General features: G+C 75.1%; 12 protein-coding genes. 3 read left to right on the plus strand and 9 right to left on the minus strand.

Going from position 1 to position 15,179, the window contains the following annotated elements; all coding sequences use genetic code 11:
- Window positions 1–4: 4 nt before the first annotated feature.
- Together rfbB and rfbD are read left to right on the plus strand one after the other, a co-directional pair.
- Window positions 5–982 (plus strand): dTDP-glucose 4,6-dehydratase, encoded by a 978-nt coding sequence (gene rfbB / locus ACIBQZ_RS24445; protein ID WP_396091082.1) that lies wholly within the window; start codon window positions 5–7, stop codon window positions 980–982.
- Window positions 982–1,827, plus strand: a complete 846-nt coding sequence (rfbD, locus tag ACIBQZ_RS24450) for a dTDP-4-dehydrorhamnose reductase (RefSeq protein WP_396091122.1) — start codon at window positions 982–984, stop codon at window positions 1,825–1,827. The genes rfbB and rfbD overlap by 1 nt, the downstream gene beginning before the upstream one ends.
- Window positions 1,828–1,835: 8 nt before the next feature.
- Here rfbD and dhaK (ACIBQZ_RS24455) read toward each other — a convergent pair whose 3' ends face one another.
- The 9 genes from dhaK (ACIBQZ_RS24455) to ACIBQZ_RS24495 form a co-directional block, all read right to left on the minus strand.
- Window positions 1,836–2,831 carry a dihydroxyacetone kinase subunit DhaK gene (gene dhaK / locus ACIBQZ_RS24455; protein ID WP_396091083.1) on the minus strand — a complete coding sequence of 332 codons (996 nt, stop codon included), beginning with the start codon at window positions 2,829–2,831 and terminating at the stop codon, window positions 1,836–1,838.
- Entirely contained in the window at window positions 2,828–3,478 is a 651-nt protein-coding gene (dhaL, locus tag ACIBQZ_RS24460; protein ID WP_396091084.1) for a dihydroxyacetone kinase subunit DhaL, read from the minus strand. Before dhaL (ACIBQZ_RS24460) ends, dhaK (ACIBQZ_RS24455) begins: the two co-directional genes overlap by 4 nt.
- Window positions 3,475–4,242 (minus strand): HAD-IA family hydrolase, encoded by a 768-nt coding sequence (locus ACIBQZ_RS24465; RefSeq protein WP_396091085.1) that lies wholly within the window; start codon window positions 4,240–4,242, stop codon window positions 3,475–3,477. The genes dhaL (ACIBQZ_RS24460) and ACIBQZ_RS24465 overlap by 4 nt, the downstream gene beginning before the upstream one ends.
- Window positions 4,239–5,099: a class II fructose-bisphosphate aldolase gene (locus tag ACIBQZ_RS24470; protein ID WP_396091086.1), complete on the minus strand. Its 861-nt coding sequence runs from the start codon at window positions 5,097–5,099 to the stop codon at window positions 4,239–4,241. Before ACIBQZ_RS24470 ends, ACIBQZ_RS24465 begins: the two co-directional genes overlap by 4 nt.
- An 8-nt stretch (window positions 5,100–5,107) precedes the next feature.
- Window positions 5,108–6,235: a LuxR C-terminal-related transcriptional regulator gene (locus tag ACIBQZ_RS24475; RefSeq protein ID WP_396091087.1), complete on the minus strand. Its 1,128-nt coding sequence runs from the start codon at window positions 6,233–6,235 to the stop codon at window positions 5,108–5,110.
- 3 nt (window positions 6,236–6,238) lie between these two features.
- Window positions 6,239–8,680: a phosphoenolpyruvate--protein phosphotransferase gene (gene ptsP / locus ACIBQZ_RS24480; protein ID WP_396091088.1), complete on the minus strand. Its 2,442-nt coding sequence runs from the start codon at window positions 8,678–8,680 to the stop codon at window positions 6,239–6,241.
- A 4-nt stretch (window positions 8,681–8,684) separates the two neighbouring features.
- Complete coding sequence (dhaL, locus tag ACIBQZ_RS24485) at window positions 8,685–9,326, minus strand: dihydroxyacetone kinase subunit DhaL (RefSeq protein ID WP_396091089.1); 642 nt, start codon at window positions 9,324–9,326, stop codon at window positions 8,685–8,687.
- A 5-nt stretch (window positions 9,327–9,331) separates the two neighbouring features.
- On the minus strand, window positions 9,332–10,333 hold the full coding sequence (gene dhaK / locus ACIBQZ_RS24490; RefSeq protein ID WP_396091090.1) for a dihydroxyacetone kinase subunit DhaK: 1,002 nt from the start codon (window positions 10,331–10,333) through the stop codon (window positions 9,332–9,334).
- 211 nt (window positions 10,334–10,544) lie between these two features.
- Window positions 10,545–11,723, minus strand: coding sequence for a hypothetical protein (locus tag ACIBQZ_RS24495; protein ID WP_396091091.1), 1,179 nt, complete (start codon window positions 11,721–11,723; stop codon window positions 10,545–10,547).
- 409 nt (window positions 11,724–12,132) lie between these two features.
- On the opposite strand from ACIBQZ_RS24495, the gene ACIBQZ_RS24500 reads away from it, so the two are divergent.
- Complete coding sequence (locus tag ACIBQZ_RS24500; RefSeq protein ID WP_396091092.1) at window positions 12,133–15,129, plus strand: AfsR/SARP family transcriptional regulator; 2,997 nt, start codon at window positions 12,133–12,135, stop codon at window positions 15,127–15,129.
- The last annotated feature ends 50 nt before the right edge of the window (window positions 15,130–15,179 follow it).

Below are 15,179 nucleotides of genomic sequence, written 5' to 3' on the forward strand. Positions count from 1 at the left end.
GGCTGTGCAGATTTTCGTGACCGGCGGTGCCGGTTTCATCGGTTCGGCCTATGTGCGGGCCCTCCTCCAGGACGAGTACGCAGGCGCTACCGGCGCCTCCGTGACGGTTCTGGACCTGCTGTCCTATTCGGGCAATCGGGCCAACCTCCCGCTGACGGATTCCCGACTTCGCTTCGTTCAGGGCGACATATCGGATTCGACCCTGCTGCGGGAGCTGTTGCCCGGTCACGACGCGGTCGTCCACTTCGCGGCGGAATCCCATGTGGACCGCTCGATCTCCGGCGCTGTGCCCTTCGTCACCACCAACGTGCTCGGCACCCAGGTGCTGCTCGACGCGGCCCGGGCCGCCGGGGTCGGCCGGTTCGTGCACGTCTCCACCGACGAGGTGTACGGCTCGATCGAGCACGGCTCGTGGACCGAGACCTGGCCGCTCGCGCCGAACTCGCCGTACGCGGCGTCCAAGGCCTCGTCCGACCTGCTGGCGCTGGCCGCCCACCGCACCCACGGCATGGACGTGGTGGTCACCCGCTGCTCCAACAACTACGGCCCGCACCAGTTCCCGGAGAAGGTCATCCCGCTGTTCGTGACCAACCTGCTGGACGGCAAGCAGGTGCCGCTCTACGGCGACGGCGGCAACATTCGTGACTGGCTGCACGTCTCCGATCACTGTCGCGGCATCCAGCTGGCGCTGGAGAAGGGCCGGTCCGGCGAGGTCTACAACATCGGCGGCGGCACCGAGCTGTCGAACCGGGAGCTGACCGGCCGGCTGCTCGAGGCCTGCGGCGCCGGCTGGGACATGGTGCACCCGGTGGCCGACCGCAAGGGCCACGACCGCCGCTACTCGCTGGACATCACCAAGATCGGCGAGGAGCTGGGCTACGCGCCGCAGGTCGGCCTCGCGGACGGGCTGGCCGCCACGGTCGCCTGGTACCGCGACAACCGGCAGTGGTGGGAGCCGCTCAAGGCGCGGGCGGCCGGCTGATGCGCTGGCTGGTCACCGGGGCCGGCGGGATGCTGGGCCGGGATCTGTGCGCGGTGCTGGCCGCGGCCGGTGAGCCGGACGTGGTCACGGCGACCCGGGCCGAGCTGGACATCACCGACCCGGCCGCGGTGCGCGACGCGGTCGGCGGCGCTGACCTCGTGCTCAACGCGGCGGCCTGGACTGACGTGGACGGCGCCGAGACCGCGGAGGAGGCGGCCACCGCGGTCAACGGGCACGCCGTACGGGTGCTCGCCGAGGCGGCCGGCAAGCGGCTGATCCATCTCTCCACCGACTACGTCTTCGCCGGCACGGCCACCACGCCGTATGCCGAGGACGCCGAGCCGGCGCCGGCGAACGCGTACGGGCGCGGCAAGGCGATCGGCGAGCGGGCGGTGCTGGCGGCCGGCGGGTGCGTCGTGCGGACCGCCTGGCTCTACGGGGCGCACGGGTCCAACTTCGTCCGCACCATGCTGCGGCTGGCCGCCGAACGCGAGACCGTCACCGTCGTCGACGACCAGCAGGGCCCGCCCACCTGGTCGTACGCGCTCGCCCGGCAGGTGGTCGCGCTGGCCGGCGCGGTCACGGCCGGCCGCGCCGGCCCCGGCGTGTACCACGGCACCGCCGCCGGCTCGACCACCTGGTACGGCCTGGCCCGCGCGGTTTTCGCCGAGGCGGGCCTCGACCCCGAGCGGGTCCGGCCCACCACCAGCGACCGCTTCCCGCGCCCGGCCGCCCGCCCGGCCTACAGCGTGCTCAGCCACGAGCGCTGGGCCGGCACCGGCGTCGCCCCGCTGCCGGACTGGCGCCCGATGCTCACCGAGGCGATGCCGGTCCTGCTCGGCTGACCGGCGGGTCAGAAGACCCGCACCGCCGCCTCGGCCGGCGCCGCCAGCAGGGCGCTGATCTCGTCGTCCAGCCGCACCAGCGTCAGCGAGGCGCCGGCCATGTCGAGCGACGTGCAGTATTCGTTGACGTAGCTGCGCCCGACCGTGATGCCGCGCTCGGCCAGCCGCCGGTGCGCGTGCCGGTAGAGGATGTACAGCTCGCTGATCGGGGTGCCGCCCAGCCCGTTGATCATCAGCGCCACCCGGTCGCCGGAGGCGTACGGCAGGTCGCCGGCCACCGCCTCCAGCATGTCGTCGACGATCGCGTCCGCGTCCTTGATCCGGCGGCGCTCGCGGCCGGGCTCGCCGTGGATCCCGACCCCGAACTCGATCTCGTCGGCGCCCAGCTCGAACAGCGGCGACCCCTTCGCCGGCGGCGTGCAGGCGGTCAGCGCGACCCCGATGGTGCGGGTGACGTCGTTGACGTGGCGCCCGATCCGCAGCACCTCGTCCAGGTCGGCGCCCTGCTCGGCGGCGGCGCCGACGGCCTTGATGACGAAGAAGTTGCCGGCCACCCCGCGGCGCCCGACCGTGTAGGTGGAGTCCTGCACCGCCACGTCGTCGTTGATGGTCAGGATCTCCGCGCGGACGCCGTCGGCCTCGGCCATCTCCTTTCCCATGTCGAACGCCATCCGGTCGCCGGTGTAGTTGTTCACCAGCAGCAGCACGCCCTTCGGCGAGGCGAGCAGCTTCGCGGTCTCGTACACGTAGTCCATCGGCGGGGCGGCGAACACGTCGCCGGGGCAGGCCGCGTCGAGCATGCCGCGGCCGACCGCCATCACGTGCGCCGGCTCGTGGCCGGAGCCCGAACCCTGCACGATGGACACCTTGTCCTCCCGCGGCGCGTCGGTCCGCATGATCAGGTTGTACTGCGGGACGTACCGCAGGGTGTCCGGGTTGGCCAGGGCGACGCCTTCGAGCATCTCGGCCACGTAGTTCTTGGGGTCGTTGACGAACTTCTTCATGACCTCGCTCCTCGCTTCTGCCAGCTCTCGCTGATCCGTTCGACGATGACCGCCACCGCGGTGGCGCCCGCGTCGACCGACCCTCTGCTGCGCTCGCCGGTGTACGACGCGCGCCCACGCTTCGCGACCATCTCCTTGGTCGCCTCGGCCGCCTCCCGGCTCACGGTGGCGGCGGCCCGCAGGGCCTGCTCGGCGCCGGCCCCGGCGGCGAACTCCCGCGCCAGGCAGTCCGCCATCGGCACGAGCACGTCGAGCAGCGTCTTGTCGCCGACGTCCGACTGCCCGCGCGCCTTGATGCCCTCGATCGCCGCGCGCAGCATCGCGACCACCTGCGCGCCGGTCAGGTCCTCGGCGGCGCCCGCGGCTGTCCCCGCGCGCAGGAAGGCGGTGCCCCAGAGCGGGCCGGACGTGCCGCCGATCCGGGACGCGAGGAGCATCCCGCTGCGCTTGAGGAACGTGCCGGCGTCGCTGCGGTCGATGCCGTCCCAGCCCTCCAGCAGCTTCTCGAAGCCGCGGGCCAGCGAGTAGCCGAGGTCGCCGTCGCCGACCACGGCGTCCAGGTCGCCGAAGTACTTCTCGTTCTCGACCGCGGTCTCGGCGATCGTGCGGACCACCAGCTCGGCGCCCGGCACCGCGTTGCCGCTCATCGGATCCCCTCCAGGCAGGCGCGCAGGTCGTCGAGGGTGAGGTAGCTACCCGGGCGCGCCTTGCTCCGGTTCGCCAGCACGTCGACCGGGGGCCGGTCCGGGTCGCCCAGTTCCGAGACCACCAGCACCGCCTCGGTGAAGTCCTCGTCGCGGGTGTAGCCGTTGACCGTCACCAGGCAGCTCAGGCCGGCGGCGGTCGCGGCGAGCAGCCCGTTGCGCGAGTCCTCGATCACCAGCGTGCCGGCGGGGTCGAGGCCGAGCCGGTCGGCGGTCAGCCGGTAGATCGCCGGGTCGGGCTTCTTCGCCGGCACGACGTCGCCGGCGAACACCGGGATCCGCCCGGCCGTCGCCCGCCCCACGGCGTTCGCCAGCACCGCCCGTACGGAATCCTCGGCCGAGGTCGACGCCACCGCGACCGTCCAACCGGCCCCGAGCGCGTCGTGGATGATCCGGTTGATCCCCGGCCGGGTCGGGATCCGGCCCTCGGCCACCAGCCGGGTGAAGGCCGCGGTCTTCGCCCGGTGCCAGGTGCGCAGCAGCTCGGCGCGGTCGGCGTCGCCCACCGCGGCGGCGAACGCGGGCTCGGCGAACAGCGACGCCATCCGCTCCTTGCCGCCGCCGATGCGCAGCTTGCCGGCGTACTCGTCCTCGCTCCACCGCACCGGCAGCCCGAACTGCTCGAACGTGGCGTTGAACGCGGGCAGGTGGCCGTAGCGCTCGGTGTCGGCCAGCACACCGTCGCAGTCGAGCACGAGGGCGGTCACCACGCGCGTCCCGACCCGCCGAACAGCCGGATGTGCCGCCGCGCCATCTCCACGACCGCGGCCCGCTGGTGCCGGAACAGCGCCGGCGGGTCCCACTTGTCGCGCTCGGCGGCCGCCCGCAGGAAGTCCAGGCTGGACTTCAGGTACGTCTCCTTGAGCGCGGTGGAGATGTTCACCTTCGCGCAGCCGCGGGCGATCAGGTCGGTGAACTGCTCGTCGGCCAGCCCGGTGCCGCCGTGCAGGGCCATCGGGACGCCGGTGGCGGCGACCAGGTCGCTGACCCGCTGGGCGTTCAGCACCGGCGCCTGCTTGTACTGCCCGTGCGCGTTGCCGATGGCCGGGGCGAAGCAGTCCACCCCGGTGCGCCGGATGAAGTCGACCGCGACCTCCAGGCTCTGCACCACCGCGGCGGCGTCGGAGCCGAGGTCGTCCTCGACCCCCTGGATGCCCTCGATCTCGCCCTCGACGTGCGCGCCGGCCCGGCGGGCCTCGGCCACCACCTCGGTGGTCTGCTTCAGGTTCTCCGCCACGTCGAGCTCGTGCGCGTCGAACAGCACCGAGTTCCAGCCGCCCGCCAGGCAGTCGGAGATCACCGCCCGGTCCGGGCAGTGGTCCAGGTGCAGGGTCACCGGTACGGGCACCTCGCGGGCCAGCGTCTCGACGATGTCGTGCAGCTGGCGGCGGCCGTACATGCGGACCGTCTTCACCGAGGTCTGCAGGATGACCGGGGAGTGTTCCTCGACGGCGGCGGCCAGCACGGCCTCGGCGGTCAGGTCGTTGACGATGTTGAAGGCGGCCACCCCGTACCGGTCGGCGAGCGCGCGGTCGAGGATGTCCTTCAGGGCGACGATGGGCACGCCGCCAGTCAAGACCCCCGCGGGCGGGTGGCGGTATGGGGGAGATTCCCCATCCAGTTGTTGTCCAGGGCGGTGACCACCGCCGCCGTACGGTTGGACGTCCCGGTCTTGCGCATGATCGCGCCCACGTGCTTCTCCACGGTCTTGGTCGACAGCCCCAGCCGGCCCGCCATCTCCCGGTACGTCAGCCCCTGCCGGAGCAGCTCGAGCACCTCGGCCTCCCGCGGTGTGAACGGCGCCGGCCCGGACCGGACCCGCGGCGCGCCCACCGAGTACGGCACGTCGGCGCGCACCAGCACCCCCCAGCCGGTCACCTGCTCGACGGAGACCCCGCCGCCGGCCAGGCGCAGCAGCTCGTCCCAGGTGCCGGCGCCCAGGCCCAGCGGGTCCACCCCGGACGCCGGCACCGTGCCGGTCGTCTCGTCCTGCACCAGCACCCGCAGCCCCTGCGGCCGGTAGACGAGCGCGACGTGCAGCCGCGGGTCCGGCCGGCGCCGCGCCGCCGCCCGCCCGGCGTCGGCCACCAGGTCCGCGGCCACCCGGGCGACCTCGGGGGAGACCGGCCGGACCACGCCGACCTCCGTGACGACCGCATGGGCCTCCGCCGCGCCCGGCCCGCCGGCGCAGCGCCGCCTGATCAGCGCCGCCGGCGACGGATCGCGCCTGCCGGATTCGACGATCGCCGCGGCCGCGGACTGGGTCAGCGCCTCCAGCTCGTCGACGCCGCGGGCCGACAGGGTGCGCGCGGCCGGGGCGAAGGCGACGCTGACCGCGATCACGTCGCCGCGCCACCAGATCGGCACCGCCGCCGCCGGGCCGTGCCGCGCCGGATGCGTCGCGGCCAGGTGACCGGCGCGCAGCCGGCCGTACTCCGGGATCACCACCGGGCGGCGGCTGCCGAACGCGCGGCCGGTCGCGCCCTCGTCCAGCGGGAACGAACGGCCGAGCTGGCAGGGGGCGCCGTACTCGGCGACCTTGACGTAGCAGCCGCGGTCCGCGTCGATCAGCGACACGCTGCCCGCCACCGAGCCGGTCAGCCGGCCGGTGTGCCGCAGCAGCCGGCGCAGCACGGGCGCCAGCCGGAGGTCGCCGTAGACGTCGGCGACCGCCTCGTCGAGCCGGAACGGCCGGTCCACCGCTCAGCCCACCCGCTCGGCGGCCAGCAGCGCGCGGACGGCCGCGGCGTCCGGGAGATCCCGGGCGGCCCGGGCCAACGCGGCGGCGCCGGTCGTCGTGGTGGCGCGGACGGCCTCCTTGACCGCCGGGATGCCCGGCGGCGCGACGCTCAGCTCGCGCACGCCCAGCCCGGTCAGCAGCGGCACTGCGAGCTCGTCGCCGGCCAGCTCGCCGCAGACCGCGACGCTCCGGTCCCCGGCGCCCCGGCAGACCGCGTCGATCAGCCGCAGCACGCCCGGGTCCAGACCGTCGGCCAGCGACGCCAGCGCGGCGTTGCCCCGTTCGGCGGCGAGCGCGTACTGGGTCAGGTCGTTCGTGCCGATGCTGAAGAAGTCGACGCAGGGCGCGAACGCGGCGGTCTTGAGCGCGGCGGCCGGCACCTCCACCATGATTCCCACCTGGAGGCCGGCGGGCGTGGCGCCGCCCGCCCGCGCGACGGCGGCGTCCAGCATCCGGCGCGCCACCCGCACCTCCTCCACTGTGCTCACCATCGGGAACATCAGGCTGACCGGCACGTCGCGGGCCACCCGGACGACGGCCAGCAGCTGGTCGGCGAGCAGCCCCGGATGGCGCAGCGCGTAGCGGATGCCGCGTACCCCCAGGAAGGGGTTCTCCTCGGCGGGCGCCGGCAGGTAGCGGACCGGCTTGTCGCCGCCGACGTCGAGCGTGCGCACGGTGATCCGGCGGCCGTCGAGCGCGGCCGCGATCTCCCGCAGCGCGGCCTCCTGCTCGTCCACCTCCGGCGCCGCGTCGCGGTCCAGGAACAGGAACTCGGTGCGGATCAGCCCGACCAGGTCGGCGCCGTGCGCCGCGGCGGCCCGCGCGTCACCGGGCGAGCCCACGTTGGCGGCCACGGCGACGGTCACCCCGTCCGAGGTGACGGCCGGCGCCGCGGACCGGCCGGCCGCCCTGGCCCGGCGGGTCGCCTGCTCGGCGGCCCGGTCACGCAGCGCCGCCAGCACCGGCTCGGACGGCGCCACCAGCACCTCGCCGGTGCTGCCGTCCAGGCCGATCGGCGTGCCGGTGGGCACGTCGAGCACGGCCGGCCCGGCGCCGGCGACCGCGGGAATGCCGCGGGTGCGCAGCAGGATCGCGCTGTGCGCGGCCGGGCTGCCGAAGGCCAGCAGCACCCCGGCGACCCGCTCGGGGTCGAGGCCGGCCGCCTCCGCCGGGGTGAGGTCGGCGGCGATCAGCACGCCGCACCCGGCCGCCACCGCGCCGGGCGCGTCGAGCAGCACCCGTAGCGTCTGATCGGCGACCGCACGGACGTCGGCCGCCCGGGCCTTGAGGTACGGGTCGGCCAGCGCCTCGAACTCGGCGGCGATCCGGGCCGTGGCGGCCGACCAGGCCCGCGGCGCGGTCTCGCCGGCGTCGATCCGGGTCCGGACCTCGGCGAGCAGGTCGGCGTCGTCGAGCAGCAGCAGGTGCGCCTCGAAGATCGCCGCGGCGGCGGGCCCGGCGGCGCGGGCGGTGGCCGCCCGCAACCGGTCCAGGTCGCGCCGGACGGCGGCGAGGGCGTCGTCGATCCGTGACCACTCCGGCGCCGGCCCGAGGGCGGGGACGTCGGGAACGCGCGGCGGCTCGGTGGACGGATGCCAGGCCGGCCCGATGGCGATCCCCGGAGAGGCCGGCAGCCCGCCGTCCGCGGCCTTCTCCGGCGCGGGCTGAGCGTCCTCGGTCTCGTCGAACGCGCGCCCGGCCAGCGCCGCGAGCTGCTCGACGGCCTGCCTCGCCTGCGGGCCCGCGGCGCGGATCTCCAGTCGCTGCCCGGGCAGCACGCCCAGGGTGGCGACCCGTGACAGGCTCGCCGCCGGCACCCAGGGCGAACCGGTGCCTGCGTTACGGACCTCCACCCGCGCGTCGAAGCTGCGCGCCAGCGTGACGAGCCGGGCGGCGGGCCGGGCGTGCAGACCGTGCCGGTTGGTCACCGTGACCGTGGCGGACGGCCGGTCCCCGTTGCCGTCCGCCGCACCGGCCGCCGGGGCGGCAGGCGTGGGCGCCGGGCCCAGCTGGGACTGCTTGCCGGCCAGCCCGGCGATGGCCTCGGCGGCGACCTCGTCGCGCCCCGCGCCGCCCGCGGCCGCCACCACGGCGGCGACCAGGCCCTCGACCAGCGGTGCCGGGCAGAGCACCACCCGCTCGCGCAGGTCGTCCGCGAGCAGCTCGAGCGCCAGCTCGGCGGAGAGCACGGCGCTGCCCAGGTCCATCAGCACGACCACGCCGTCGCCCCGGTCGGCGGCGGCCACCGCCTCGGTGATGGCGGTCGCGTCGGTGCCGAACGTCGTCTCGTCCAGCCCGGCGGCCACGCCGATCGGCACCGGCCGGTCCCGCACCATCTCCATGGCGAGGTCCACGGCGGCGCGGGCCAGGGCCCGGCTGTGGCTCACCACCACCAGGCCGACCATCGGGTCAGTCCCCGTTCAAGGTGGTCGCGGCCGCGGCGATCAGCAGCGTCACCGAGGTCGCGCCCGGGTCGAGGTGGCCGGCGCTGCGCTCGCCCAGGTAGCTGGCCCGGCCCTTGCGGGCCACCATCGGGATGGTCGCGTCCCGGCCCTGCTCGGCGGCCCGGACGGTGGCCCGCAACGCCTCCCCGAACGGCCGGCCTGCGGTGAGCGCCTCGTCCAGGGCGTCCACCGCGGGGGCCAGCGCGTCGTACATCGTCTTGTCGCCGGCCACGGGCTTGCCGCGGGCCACCACCCCGTCCAGGCCGGCCCGGAGCACCTTGGCGAACCCCGCCGGGTCGAGTGCGTCGGCGCCGCCGGCCGCCGCCGCCATCCGCAGGAACGCCGTGCCGTACAGCGGTCCGCTGGCCCCGCCGACCTTGCCGACCAGCGTCATCCCGGTCCGTTTGAGCATGTCGGCCGGGGTCTGCGGGGCATCGCCGGCGAGCATCGCGAGCACCGCGGTCATCCCGCGGTCCAGGTTGACGCCGTGGTCGGCGTCGCCGATGGCGGAGTCGAGCTCGGTGAGCCGGTCCTTCTCGGCCGCGATCAGCCGGCCGAACTCCCGCACCCACGCCGTCAGGGCGGCGGTGTCCACGGTGCCGGGCATCGCGGTCAGACTCCCCACCGCAGCGCCGGGGTACGCACCGGAGCGTCCCACAACCGCAGCAACTCGTCGTCGGCCCGGAGCAGCGTGACCGAGCACCCGGCCATGTCCAGGCTGGTGATGTACGGCCCCACCAGCGACCGCGCGATCGGGATGCCCGCCTTGCCGAGGATCGCCGCCACCTCGTGGTACACCACGTACAGCTCGATCAGCGGCGTCGCGCCCATGCCGTTGACAAACGCGATCACGCCGCCGCCCCCGGTGTAGTCGAGGTCGCCGAGGATCGGGCTGACCAGCATCTCGGCGATCTCGGCGGCCGGCGCCAGCGGCACCCGCCGGCGCCCGGGCTCGCCGTGGATCCCGATGCCGACCTCCATCTGGCCGTCCGGCAGGTCGAACGTGGGCTTACCGGCGGTCGGGACGGTGCACGAGGAGAGCGCCACCCCCATGCTGCGGCCGTTCGCGTTGACCTTGCGGGCGACCTCGGCGACCTCGGGCAGCGACCGGCCCTCGTCGGCGGCGGCCCCGGCGATCTTCTCCAGCAGCACGGTCACGCCGACCCCGCGCCGCCCGGCGGTGTAGAGGCTGTCCTGCACCGCCACGTCGTCGTCGGTCACCACGGCGGTGACCTCGACGCCCGTCTCCGCGGCGGCGATCTCGGCCGCCATCTCGAAGTTCATCACGTCACCGGTGTAGTTCTTGACGATGTGCAGCACCCCGGCGCCGCCGTCGACGGCCTTGGTCGCCGCCATGATCTGTTCCGGCACCGGCGAGGTGAAGATCTCGCCGGCACATGCCGCGTCCAGCATCCCGGGCCCGACGAAGCCGGCGTGCAGCGGCTCGTGCCCCGAGCCGCCCCCGGAGACCAGGCCGACCTTGCCCCGGACCGGGGCGTCGGCGCGGACGACAACGCGGTTCTCGTGATCGACACGAAGATCGGGATGGGCGTCGGCGATGCCGCGGAGCGCGTCGGTCACCACGTTCGCCGGGTCGTTGATCAGCTGGTTCATCGATGGCTCCTCGCCGGGTGCTGGAGGGACGACCTGCTACCCCACAAATTACGCCCGGATCTCCGGAAAGGAACCGCCCTGTTACGCACCGTCCGCGACGCCCAGCCGGGCCGCCTCGGGGACCTGCGCCGGTGCGGTGACATCGGATGCGGTGCCGATGCCGGGCCCGTGGCCGGCCCAGCTGAGCCGGGAACCGTCCGGATAGCCCCGCTCAGAAATCGCGGGTGGCCTCGTACCAGGCCAGCGCCTGTTCGTCGGTGACCGGGACCGCCGCCAGGGCGGCCAGCAGGAGCACCGCGGTGGCCGCGTCCTCCCGTTCGGTCGTCTCGATGCCGGGCAGGTCGTTGACCGCGCCGACAAAACCGGTGACCGCCCGCTCCACCCCGCCGCGGTCGCCGGCGCCGGCTGCGGCGGCGGCGGCCGTCTTGAAGGCCCTGGTGGCGGCCTTGGCGGTGGGCGCCGGCCAGGCCGCGAACGGCAGGCCGTACTCCTCGACGAACCAGCGGCGCGAGCGCAGTTTGGCGACGGTGGAGTAGTCGCTGAGCTGCTCCGGTGGCAGCGCCCGCAGCTGCCCGCGCAGCCGCTTGCCGCCGGCCTGGTCGATGTTCCAGCCGATGAAACGGGTCAGCGCCGGCCAGCCGGCCAGCGCGGGCAAGCCCTCGAGGTCCGGCACGAAGCGCAGCTCGAGCGCTTGCAGGGGGAACGCGGCCAGGGCCTGCGGGTACGCGATCGCGCCCCGCAGCTCCAGGCTGCGCAGCGCCGCGAACTGCCCGAGGCTGCGGCAGTCCACCGGCAGGTCGGCCGGCCCGCTGTACACCGCCAGCGCCGTCACGCCGGCCAGCGCGGGCAGCGGGGGCAGGGCGCGCGAGCCGCCGGCGCCGGAGGCCGGCGCGGGCATCCGATCCGCGGTCGGCCGGGACGGCAGGACCAGGGTGACCGACCGCGGCAGCCCGTCGGGGTGGGCGACGACCTCGAACCGCGCCGGGTCGCCGTGCAGGGCCAGATGCCGCAGCACCGACGGCGCGGGCAGCCGGACCCGCACCCGGGGACCGTTGCTGATCACGCTCAGTTCGTGCAGCTGCGAGCCGGAGGCGTCCCAGTCGGCGTCCCGCAGGGGCTCGACCCGCAGGCCCTCGGTCGGGCGGTCCCGGGTCCAGTCGAAGATCGAGGTGTCGTCGCCGGTGTAGCTCAGGTACCGGGGCCAGCGGCCGCCCGCCGGGGTGGTCAGCTCGTCGAACACCGACCAGTCGACCGGCGCGGCGGGGTCCACGTGCAGGTCGGCCGGTTGCCCGGCGGGGCCGACGTGCAGGCTGCCGACCCCGGGCTTGCGCACCAGCAGGTGGCTGTCCGGCCCGGTCAGCGAGATCCGCTGCTTCTCGATCATGCTCACCGGCCCATCCTCGCAGCGCACCCCGCGAACGGCGCGGATCAGGCGGAGCGCGGGAAGCCGGCCGGCTGTGCCGCCGCCGTGATTCCCCGCCTTGCCCTCGACGAAGTGCCGGGCGCCAGCCCGCGCGGCTCCCTGCTGGTGCTGGCGTCCGCCGTCGGCACCGCGCCGGTGGCCGCCACGATGCTGGCTTTTGTCACAGGGCAGGTCGCCCGTCGCTCTTGGTCTGGCCTTCACGTCCCGATTCCCCCGTACACGCTGTGCGTAACCGGGCGAGGGCGACCTGTTCCCTGCAACGGGATCAATGGTCGTCGTCGCACCTTGTACGAAGCATGGGAGACTGGACGTGTTCCTTGTAGATATCTTGAATCTCCTGGTGGGAACGCCGGGACGAAGGGTGTGCTGAGGTCTGTTGACGGCGGAGTTCGGGGTGCTCGGTGCGGTGGAGGCCCGGATCGACGGCCGGTCGGTCGTCCTCGGGCATGCTCGGCAGCGTTGCGTGCTGGGGGTGCTGCTCGTCGAGGCCGGCCGGCCGGTCACGGTTGATCAGCTCATCGACCGGGTCTGGGGCGAGGACCCGCCGCAGCGGGCTGCCGGCGCGCTGTACAGCTACCTGTCCCGGCTGCGGCAGGCCGTCGCGGACGCCGCCGAGGTGGGGATCGAGCGGCAGCCCAGCGGCTACGTGCTGACCGTCGACCCGCAGACGGTGGACCTCCACCGGTTCCGCCGGCTGGTCACCCAGGCCCGCGCGTCGGAGTCGGACCGGGCTGCCTCCGACCTGATCACGCAGGCCCTCGGCCTGTGGCGCGGTGAGCCGTTCGCCGGCCTGGACACCCCGTGGCTGGCCGCGACGCGGCGCCTGCTGCTCAGCGAGCGGTTCGCCGCCGAGCTGGACCACCACGACGTGCTGCTCCGGCTGGGCCGGCACGGCGAGCTGCTGCCCGCGCTGTCCGCCGCCGTGGCCGAGCACCCGCTCGACGAACGGCTGGCCGAGCAGGCGATGCTCGCCCTCTACCGGTGCGGCCGCCAGGCGGACGCCGACGAGCAGTACCGGCGGATCCGCCGCTGCCTCGCCGACGAGCTCGGCAGCGATCCCGGCGCCGCGCTGCGCCGGCTGCACGAGCGGATCCTCGCCGCCGACCCGGCCCTGGCCGCCCCGGTCACCGAGGCCCGGGCCACGGGTGCGCAGCCCCCGGCGCCCGTGACGGTGCCGGCACAGCTGCCGGCGGACGTGCGCGCCTTCACCGGCCGTAGCGGGGAACTCGCCGCGCTGGATCGCCTGCTGGCGCCGCCGGAGGGTGACGAGCCACCGCTGACGGTCGCGCTGCTTTCCGGTACGGCCGGAGTGGGCAAGTCCGCCCTGGCGGTCCGCTGGGCGCACCGCGTCCGCGAGGCGTTCCCCGACGGCCAGCTGTACGTGAACCTGCGCGGCTACGACGCCGAACAGCCCGTGGCGGTGGCCGACGCGCTGGCCGGTTTCCTGACCGCGCTCGGCGTCCGGGGCCCGGAGCTGCCGATCGGCGTCGAGGAGCGCGCCGGCCGGTACCGCTCCGAGCTGACCGCCCGCCGGATGCTGGTGCTGCTGGACAACGCGTCCTCGGTGGAGCAGGTCCGGCCGCTGCTGCCCGGCAGCGGCTCGTGCCTGGTGCTGGTCACCAGCCGGGACTCGTTGCCCGGCATGGTGGCGGTGCACGGCGCCGAGCGGGTCAACCTGGATCTGCTGCCGCCGGCGGACGCGGTGGCCCTGTTGCGCCGGCTGATCGGCGCCCGGGTGGACCGCGAGCCGTCGGTCGCCGCCGACCTGGCCGCGGCGTGCGCCCGGCTGCCGCTGGCGCTGCGGATCGCCGCCGAGCTGGCCGCCGCGCGGACCGACGTCTCGCTCGCCGAGCTGGTCGCCGAGCTGGGCGACCACCGGCTGCGGCTGGACCTGCTCGACGCGGGCGGGGATCCGCGCGCCGCGGTCCGTGCCGTCTTCTCGTGGTCGTACCAGAACCTGCCCCCCGACGCGGCCCGGGCGTTCCGGCTGCTCGGCCTGCACCCGGGCGACAGCGTGCACGTCGAGGCCGCGGCCGCGCTGACCGGCACCGACGCCGGCGAGGCCCGGCGGCTGCTCGGCGTGCTGGTCCGGGCCAGCCTGATCCACGTCGGCCGCGGCGGCCGGTACGGGATGCACGACCTGCTGCGGGCGTACGCCGCGGAGCTCGCGACCGTGCACGATTCCGGGCCGGACCGGCGCACCGCGCTGACCGCCGTCTTTGATCACTACCTGGCCGGTTCCGTCGCGGCGATGACCACGCTCTACCCGGAGGAGACGCCGGCCGCCGGCGACCCGGACGCGGCCCGGAACTGGATCGAGGCGGAGCGGCCCAACCTGGCCGCCGCCTGCACCTACGCGGCGGCCCACGGCTGGTACCGGCACGCCGTCGACCTCGCGGGCACGCTGTTCCGCTATCTCGACGCCGGCGGGCCGGTCGCCGAGGCGGTCACCGTCACCACGTCCGCGGTGGCGGCGGCCCGAGCCCTCGGCGACCGGGACGCGCAGGCCCGGGCACTGTCCGATCTGGGCCGGCTGCACCGGCGGCAGGGCCGCCTCGGCGAGGCCGCCGAGACCTACCGGCAGGCCCTGGTCCTCTACGCCGACCTCGGCGCGCAGGCGGCCGAGGCGGTGGCGCTCCGTAACCTGGGCAGCGTGCACTGGCGGCTGGGCGACTACCGGCAGGCGGCCGACCACTACCGGCGGGCCGGGACCCGCTACCAGCGGCTGGGCGACGAGGCCGGGCAGGCCGACGCCCTGGTCCGGCTCGCCCTGGTCGACGCCCGGCTGGGCGACGAGGCGCAGGCGACCGACCGGCTCCGGTCGGCCCTGGCGCTCTCCACTCGGCTCGGCGACCGGTTCAGCGAGGCGTACGCGCTCTCGCTGCTCGCCCGGCTGTCCTACCAGCCGGCGCAACTGGACCGGGCCGGCGTCCAGCTCGAACAGAGCCTCGCGGCGGTCCAGCTGGCCGGCGACCGCACCGCGGAGGCGTACGTGCGGACCGACCTCGCCGCGGTGTACGCCCGCGTCGGCCGCCTCACCGAGGCGGCCGATCACCTGCGGCTCGCCCTGGTGCTGCACCGGCGAATCGGCGACCGGGCCAGCGAAGCCGAGGCGCTCAACGACCTCGGCCAGGTGCTACGCGCAGCCGGCGACAAAGCGGAGGCCCGAACCCAGCACGACCAGGCGCTGACCCTGGCCCGCGAGATCGGCGACCGATACGAACAAGCACGCGCCCACGACGGCATCGCCGCCACCTACGGCGGCACCGACGACGGCGGCCTGCACCGGGAACTCGCTCAGCGCCTCTTCGCCGAGCTCACAGTCCCCGCCGCGCCGAACCTCGGCATCCCCACACCCGCACCAGGCGGCTAGAAACCCACGCCGAAAACTCGGCCACCACCGTCCGGCGCAACCACCGAACC

The sequence above is a fragment of the Actinoplanes sp. NPDC049599 genome (assembly GCF_044465625.1).
Lineage (GTDB): Bacteria > Actinomycetota > Actinomycetes > Mycobacteriales > Micromonosporaceae > Actinoplanes.

What these genes read in the sequence shown, in the direction of transcription:
- rfbD (WP_396091122.1), top strand. Translation starts at nt 982, where the DNA reads ATGCGCTGGCTGGTCACCGGGGCCGGCGGGATGCTGGGCCGGGATCTG.
- dhaK (WP_396091083.1), bottom strand. Translation starts at nt 2,831, where the DNA reads ATGAAGAAGTTCGTCAACGACCCCAAGAACTACGTGGCCGAGATGCTC.
- dhaL (WP_396091084.1), bottom strand. Translation starts at nt 3,478, where the DNA reads ATGAGCGGCAACGCGGTGCCGGGCGCCGAGCTGGTGGTCCGCACGATC.
- ptsP (WP_396091088.1), bottom strand. Translation starts at nt 8,680, where the DNA reads ATGGTCGGCCTGGTGGTGGTGAGCCACAGCCGGGCCCTGGCCCGCGCC.
- dhaL (WP_396091089.1), bottom strand. Translation starts at nt 9,326, where the DNA reads ATGCCCGGCACCGTGGACACCGCCGCCCTGACGGCGTGGGTGCGGGAG.
- dhaK (WP_396091090.1), bottom strand. Translation starts at nt 10,333, where the DNA reads ATGAACCAGCTGATCAACGACCCGGCGAACGTGGTGACCGACGCGCTC.